Source organism: Flavihumibacter sp. CACIAM 22H1 (genome assembly GCF_001601815.1).
Classification (GTDB): Bacteria; Bacteroidota; Bacteroidia; order Chitinophagales; family Chitinophagaceae; genus Flavihumibacter.
In genome coordinates this window covers 1154-6769 of record NZ_LUKG01000131.1, presented here as the reverse complement: position 1 = coordinate 6769, position 5616 = coordinate 1154, and the positions used below count along the sequence as shown (strand labels likewise).

The following is a 5616-nucleotide window of genomic DNA, read 5'->3' as shown; positions in this document are numbered from 1 at the left end:
TGAGCGGGGGGCAGAAACAGCGGATCAGTATTGCCCGGGCATTGTTAAAAAATGCGCCGATCATAATTTTGGACGACTGCCTGAGTGCGGTGGATGCAAAAACGGAAAAGACGATTATCTCCAATCTGGCCGGCTTCCTGGAAAATAAAACCGCTATTATCATTACCCACCGCATTTTTTCGCTGTTTCGGTTTGATAAAATTATAGTGATGGAAAATGGTCAGATAACGGATATGGGTACCCATGAAGAATTGCTTAAAACAAGCGAATATTACCAATATTTGTACGAGCACCAGCAGGAAGAAAAGGAAACAGAAGCCTGATTATGCGGGTACGGGTAAACACTTAGAGTTGCACAAATGTTTTCTAAAATTTTGCTAATTCACAAACAACCCTATATTTGCTCCTACATTATACGCGAGCATAATTTTTAACTGCAAAAAAACAATAACTGTGGCGTACGAGAATAATGACAAAAAGATGGAGAGCGTTTACAGTAAGCGCATCAGAGCTGGTAAAAGAAGAACCTATTTTTTTGATGTGAGAGCAACCCGGAGTAATGATTATTACCTGACGATCACAGAAAGTCGGAAAAAATTTGACGACAACGGGTACGACCGTCATAAGATTTTTTTGTACAAGGAAGATTTTAATAAATTTCTGAAGGCATTAACGGAGGCAGTTGACTACGTAAAAACTGACCTGATGCCCGATTTTGATTTTGATGCTTATAACCACGACAACCTGGAAGACGGGGAAACCCTCGACAATGTTGAACAGGAAACAGCAGTTATTGCAGCTGTTGCCCCTGTTTCCAACAATGGATCCAGTGAGCCGCCATCTGCAGCCGCAGATGAAGAGGTTGACAAGTGGTAATGTTCGACCAACCAATTGCTTATTTTCGCGGTCTGCCTCTGGCGGACCGCTTTTTTTTACCTTATAATTGTTTGTAATACAAGCATTTCCCACAATAAAATCTTAACAGAATTGTTAAAGGGAAGCCTTCATTGGCTAAATTTGCACAAATCATAAACACTAGTGCCGTATGCAATGGTCTGAATTCTTCACCTCATCGGTTGGCAAGAAGTTCGTTATGGGTCTTACCGGTTTATTCCTGATTTCTTTTCTTGTAATACATGTTGGTATTAATTCCTGCATTTTTGCTGACCTGTTTGATCCGAGTGAAAACGGAGAAATGTTTAACAAAGGGGCTCATTTTATGGGTTCTACGGTAGTTATCCGCATTCTGGAAGTAGGGTTATTTGCCGGTTTGATTTTACATATTGTACAAGGCTATCTGCTGGAAGCCAGGAACCGGAGCGCCCGCTCTGTAGGCTACGCGGTTAGTATGGGAAATAAAGGCAGTAAATGGTATAGCCGTTCCATGGGCCTGTTAGGAACGCTTTTATTATTGTTCCTGGTGGTACATATTGCCCATTTCTGGGTTAAAGCAAGAATTACGCATACCCTTGCTCCGGTAACCTACAACGGGGTTGAAATGCACGATATGTTTAGTGAAATGAAAGCAGTGTTTTCCCAGGGCTGGGTAATTCCTGTTTACGTACTGGGTTGTATATCCCTGGCTTATCACCTGGCACATGGGTTTCAAAGTGCTTTCCGCTCAGTTGGCGTTCACAACAATAAATACAATAAGCTGTTAATAGGCTTGGGATATGCATTTTCCATCATCGTGTCCCTTTTATTTGCCCTGATGCCAGTATCCATGTATTTTGGTTGGGTGGGCTAAGGATATGAAATGTGAAAAAAGATCAACAAAAGGTCGGCGAGTGAAAATCGCCGGTTAATTTCGGGACTAACCTATCTAATTGTAGATATATGCTCAACTCAAAAATTCCTGCCGGACCATTAGATCAAAAATGGACAGAGTTTAAAGGTCATTGTAAACTGGTGAACCCGGCTAATAAAAGAAAGCTGGAAATAATCATTATCGGAACCGGACTGGCAGGTGCGTCTGCGGCATCTTCCCTGGGTGAACTTGGCTATAAAGTGAAAGCTTTCTGTTTTCAGGATTCTCCGCGGCGCGCACACAGTATTGCCGCCCAGGGGGGTATCAATGCAGCAAAAAACTACCAGAATGATGGAGACTCTGTTTTCCGTCTTTTTTATGATACCATCAAAGGAGGCGATTACCGCGCACGTGAATCGAATGTACATCGCCTGGCAGAAGTAAGTGCCAGTATTATCGACCAATGTGTGGCACAAGGAGTTCCCTTTGCCCGTGAATATGGTGGCTTACTATCGAACCGTTCATTTGGCGGAACACAGGTACAGCGTACTTTTTATGCAGCCGGACAAACGGGGCAACAACTCCTGATCGGCGCCTATCAGGCACTTGAGCGCCAGGTAGCACTGGGAAATGTGACCATGTATAACCGGCATGAAATGCTTGATGTTGTTGTTATTGATGGCAAAGCACGGGGTGTAATCGTGCGCAACCTGGTAACCGGGGAATTAGAGCGTCATTTCGGGCACGCCGTACTGCTGTGCTCTGGTGGATATGGAAACGTTTTTTACCTGTCTACCAATGCAATGGGCAGCAATGTAACAGCCGCCTGGAAAGCACATAAGAAAGGCGCCCATTTTGGAAACCCCTGTTTTACGCAAATTCACCCAACCTGTATTCCGGTGAGCGGCGATCATCAGAGTAAATTAACGCTGATGTCGGAATCTCTCCGGAATGATGGTCGGATCTGGGTGCCCAAAAAACAAAATGATACCCGCCGTCCGAATGAAATTCCAGAAGAAGAAAGAGACTATTACCTGGAAAGAAGATATCCGGCTTTTGGTAACCTGGTACCCCGCGACGTGGCTTCAAGAGCTGCCAAAGAACGTTGTGATGCAGGGTATGGAGTAGGTTCATCACGCCAGGCCGTGTACCTCGACTATGCAGATGCTATTCAACGATACGGAAAGGGAGAAGTTAATAAACGCAATATCCAGGGCGCAACGCCTGAACTGATTACCCAGTTAGGAAAAGAGGTGGTGAAAGAAAAATACGGCAACCTGTTCGACATGTATGAAAAGATCACCGGGGAAAATCCCTACGAAGTGCCGATGCGCATTTACCCGGCGGTACACTATACCATGGGCGGACTTTGGGTGGATTATGAACTGATGACAAGCGTGCAGGGATTATATGCACTGGGAGAAGCGAATTTCTCTGATCATGGTGCCAATCGGCTGGGGGCATCTGCTTTGATGCAGGGGCTGGCCGACGGTTATTTTGTTATTCCCTATACCATTGGAAATTACCTGGCCGATGAAATTAGGGTGGCCAGCATTTCTACCGATCATCCGGCCTTTGTACAGGCAGAAAAAGAAGTGGCAGATCGGATTCAGCAACTGATATCCATCAAAGGAAACCAGACTGTGGAGAGTTTTCACAAACGGTTGGGTAAAATTATGTGGGATAAATGTGGGATGGCCAGGAATGAAGCCGGGTTGAAACAAGCGATTGATGAAATCCGCCAGTTGAAAAAAGAATTCTGGTCAGATGTTCGGATACCCGGCAGCATTAAAGAAATGAACCCGGAACTTGATAAAGCCAATAGGGTGGCCGACTTTATTGAACTCGGAGAACTTATGTGCATTGACGCCTTAAACAGGAAAGAAAGCTGTGGTGGCCATTTCCGTGAGGAAAGCCAGACCGAAGAGGGAGAAGCTATGCGAGATGATGCTAATTTTTCCTACGTAGCGGCCTGGGAATATGCAGGAGAGCATAACTGGAATTTACACAAAGAAGAATTAGTGTTTGAGGTTGCTAAGCCAACACAGCGTTCTTATAAATAATCGGAATAAAACATTAACCAACCATAGTTGATATGGAGCATTATAATATGAACCTCACCCTTAAGGTGTGGAGGCAAAAGAATAGCCAGGACAAAGGAAGATTCGAAACCTACCAGGTGAAAAATATTTCTTCAGAGATGTCCTTTCTGGAAATGTTTGATGTATTAAATGAAGAGCTGATCCGGGAAGGGAAAGAGCCTATTGCATTTGATCATGACTGCCGGGAAGGAATCTGTGGCATGTGTTCCATGTACATAAACGGGCGGCCTCATGGCCCCTGGCATGCCAATACAACCTGTCAGTTACATATGCGGGCTTATAAAGATGGTGATACTATTGTAGTAGAGCCCTGGCGCGCCAATGCTTTCCCGGTAGTAAAGGACCTGGTAGTAGATCGCAGTTCCTTTGACCGTATTGTTCAATCTGGCGGTTATATCTCTGTAAATACAGGCAACGCGGTAGATGCCAACGCTATGCCCATCGAAAAAGATAAAGCAGATGCTGCCTTTGCTGCTGCAGCCTGTATTGGTTGTGGTGCTTGTGTGGCAGCTTGTAAAAACAGCTCAGCTATGTTGTTCCTCTCTGCTAAAGTATCTCACCTGGCTTTATTACCACAGGGGGCTCCTGAACGTAAAAGCCGTGTGCTGAATATGGTGGCGCAGATGGATCGGGAAGGATTCGGTGCCTGTACCAATACCGGTGCCTGTGAAGCGGTTTGTCCCAAAGAAATTTCTATTACCAATATTGCCCGGCTTAACCTCGAGTATATTGGTTCTGGTCTGGTAACAGAGTAAAAAGAATTAAGTCGCTTTATTCCAACAAAACCAACGGCCCTCCGGAAATCGGAGGGCCATTTTTTTGAAAAAAACTTCAGGAGGTTGATGCACTGTTTTTGACCTCATTCCACAGCTCGTCTTTTAATTGCACACGTTTCATTCGGAGGAAATTTAGGAATTGATCATCGGCCGGCTCGGTGCCGTTTTCAATTTTTTCCACCTGGTGATTCGTGTCGTTGTATGCTTCATACAAGCGCTTAAAATGGGCATTGGAGTTTTTCAGTTCAAGGATTTTATCTTTCCAGTCGGGAAATTCATTCAGAAAAAAATGCTTGTCCATGCGATTTGTTTATGCCCGCAAGTTCGCTGATCCACCTATATGGAACTATGACTATGGTAGCAGAGCAGGATGAGTTTCATCAGGTAGGATAAGCCTTTTTTAGGAGCCTGTTTGCCCGGTTTGCAGCCTTTTCCAAATAGGAATTGCTTTAAGCAGGAAGAAAACAACGGTAAGGATAAGTATGCAGGCCGTCCCGATTCGTTGAAACTGGGTGAAAGAAGTTAAGGTAAAATCATCCGCTGTTTTAATAAAATCAATGCTGTTGATAAGCCAAAAAACGGTAAAAAGCCCGGTGAAACTGCCCAGCCACTGGAACAGTTTGGGTTGCTGCTGCTGATCGTCCTCCCGGTTTCTAAGGTTTCTTTCCAGCAGTATCTTATACCGGGTAAGCATACTTAATATGCCCAGTAAATGATACAGCCCTACGGCCAGTAGAACCGGTAAGTAAAATTGAAAACCGGTAATGCTGCCTGCCTGAAAAAGCGTACTGGCTTCTCCTTTTACCAGTTGAACTACCTGTTCCTTTTTTTCGGCCATTCCAACCAGTAATAAGGGCGATAAATCCACCATACAAAGCAGTACCGGTAAGAATCTCCACCAATCTGACTGAAAACGAAAGGGTTTCCTGGTGGTAAGCGTTCGGACATACAGATACCCGATCGTAGAAGGGAGGAAATAAAATGGAAGGTC

At 44.6% G+C, this 5616-nt stretch carries 7 protein-coding genes; 5 read left to right on the top strand and 2 right to left on the bottom strand.

Going from position 1 to position 5616, the window contains the following annotated elements; genetic code table 11:
• From A1D16_RS20890 to A1D16_RS20870, 5 genes are all read left to right on the top strand, one after another.
• Positions 1–323, top strand: a 323-nt coding sequence (locus tag A1D16_RS20890; protein ID WP_290713368.1) for an ABC transporter ATP-binding protein, incomplete at its 5' end; no start/stop codon positions are given.
• Between the two features lie 130 nt (positions 324–453).
• A complete protein-coding gene (locus A1D16_RS20885; RefSeq protein ID WP_290713365.1) occupies positions 454–876 on the top strand; it encodes a DUF3276 family protein in 423 nt (140 codons plus the stop codon).
• A 169-nt stretch (positions 877–1045) separates the two neighbouring features.
• Complete coding sequence (locus tag A1D16_RS20880; protein WP_290713362.1) at positions 1046–1747, top strand: succinate dehydrogenase cytochrome b subunit; 702 nt, start codon at positions 1046–1048, stop codon at positions 1745–1747.
• Positions 1748–1836: 89 nt separating this feature from the next.
• A complete protein-coding gene (locus A1D16_RS20875) occupies positions 1837–3810 on the top strand; it encodes a fumarate reductase/succinate dehydrogenase flavoprotein subunit (RefSeq protein WP_290713359.1) in 1974 nt (657 codons plus the stop codon).
• Between the two features lie 32 nt (positions 3811–3842).
• The gene (locus tag A1D16_RS20870; protein WP_290713356.1) at positions 3843–4604 is read left to right on the top strand and encodes a succinate dehydrogenase/fumarate reductase iron-sulfur subunit; all 762 of its coding nucleotides are present in this window, start codon (positions 3843–3845) and stop codon (positions 4602–4604) included.
• A 76-nt stretch (positions 4605–4680) separates the two neighbouring features.
• Here the strand turns inward: A1D16_RS20870 and A1D16_RS20865 are convergent, their stop codons facing one another.
• Together A1D16_RS20865 and A1D16_RS20860 are read right to left on the bottom strand one after the other, a co-directional pair.
• Positions 4681–4926, bottom strand: a complete 246-nt coding sequence (locus A1D16_RS20865) for a DUF465 domain-containing protein (protein WP_290713353.1) — start codon at positions 4924–4926, stop codon at positions 4681–4683.
• Positions 4927–5025: 99 nt separating this feature from the next.
• On the bottom strand, positions 5026–5616 hold a 591-nt coding region (locus A1D16_RS20860; RefSeq protein WP_290713350.1), incomplete at its 5' end, for a hypothetical protein.

What these genes read in the sequence shown, in the direction of transcription:
- A1D16_RS20880 (WP_290713362.1), top strand. Translation starts at nt 1,046, where the DNA reads ATGCAATGGTCTGAATTCTTCACCTCATCGGTTGGCAAGAAGTTCGTT.
- A1D16_RS20875 (WP_290713359.1), top strand. Translation starts at nt 1,837, where the DNA reads ATGCTCAACTCAAAAATTCCTGCCGGACCATTAGATCAAAAATGGACA.
- A1D16_RS20870 (WP_290713356.1), top strand. Translation starts at nt 3,843, where the DNA reads ATGGAGCATTATAATATGAACCTCACCCTTAAGGTGTGGAGGCAAAAG.
- A1D16_RS20865 (WP_290713353.1), bottom strand. Translation starts at nt 4,926, where the DNA reads ATGGACAAGCATTTTTTTCTGAATGAATTTCCCGACTGGAAAGATAAA.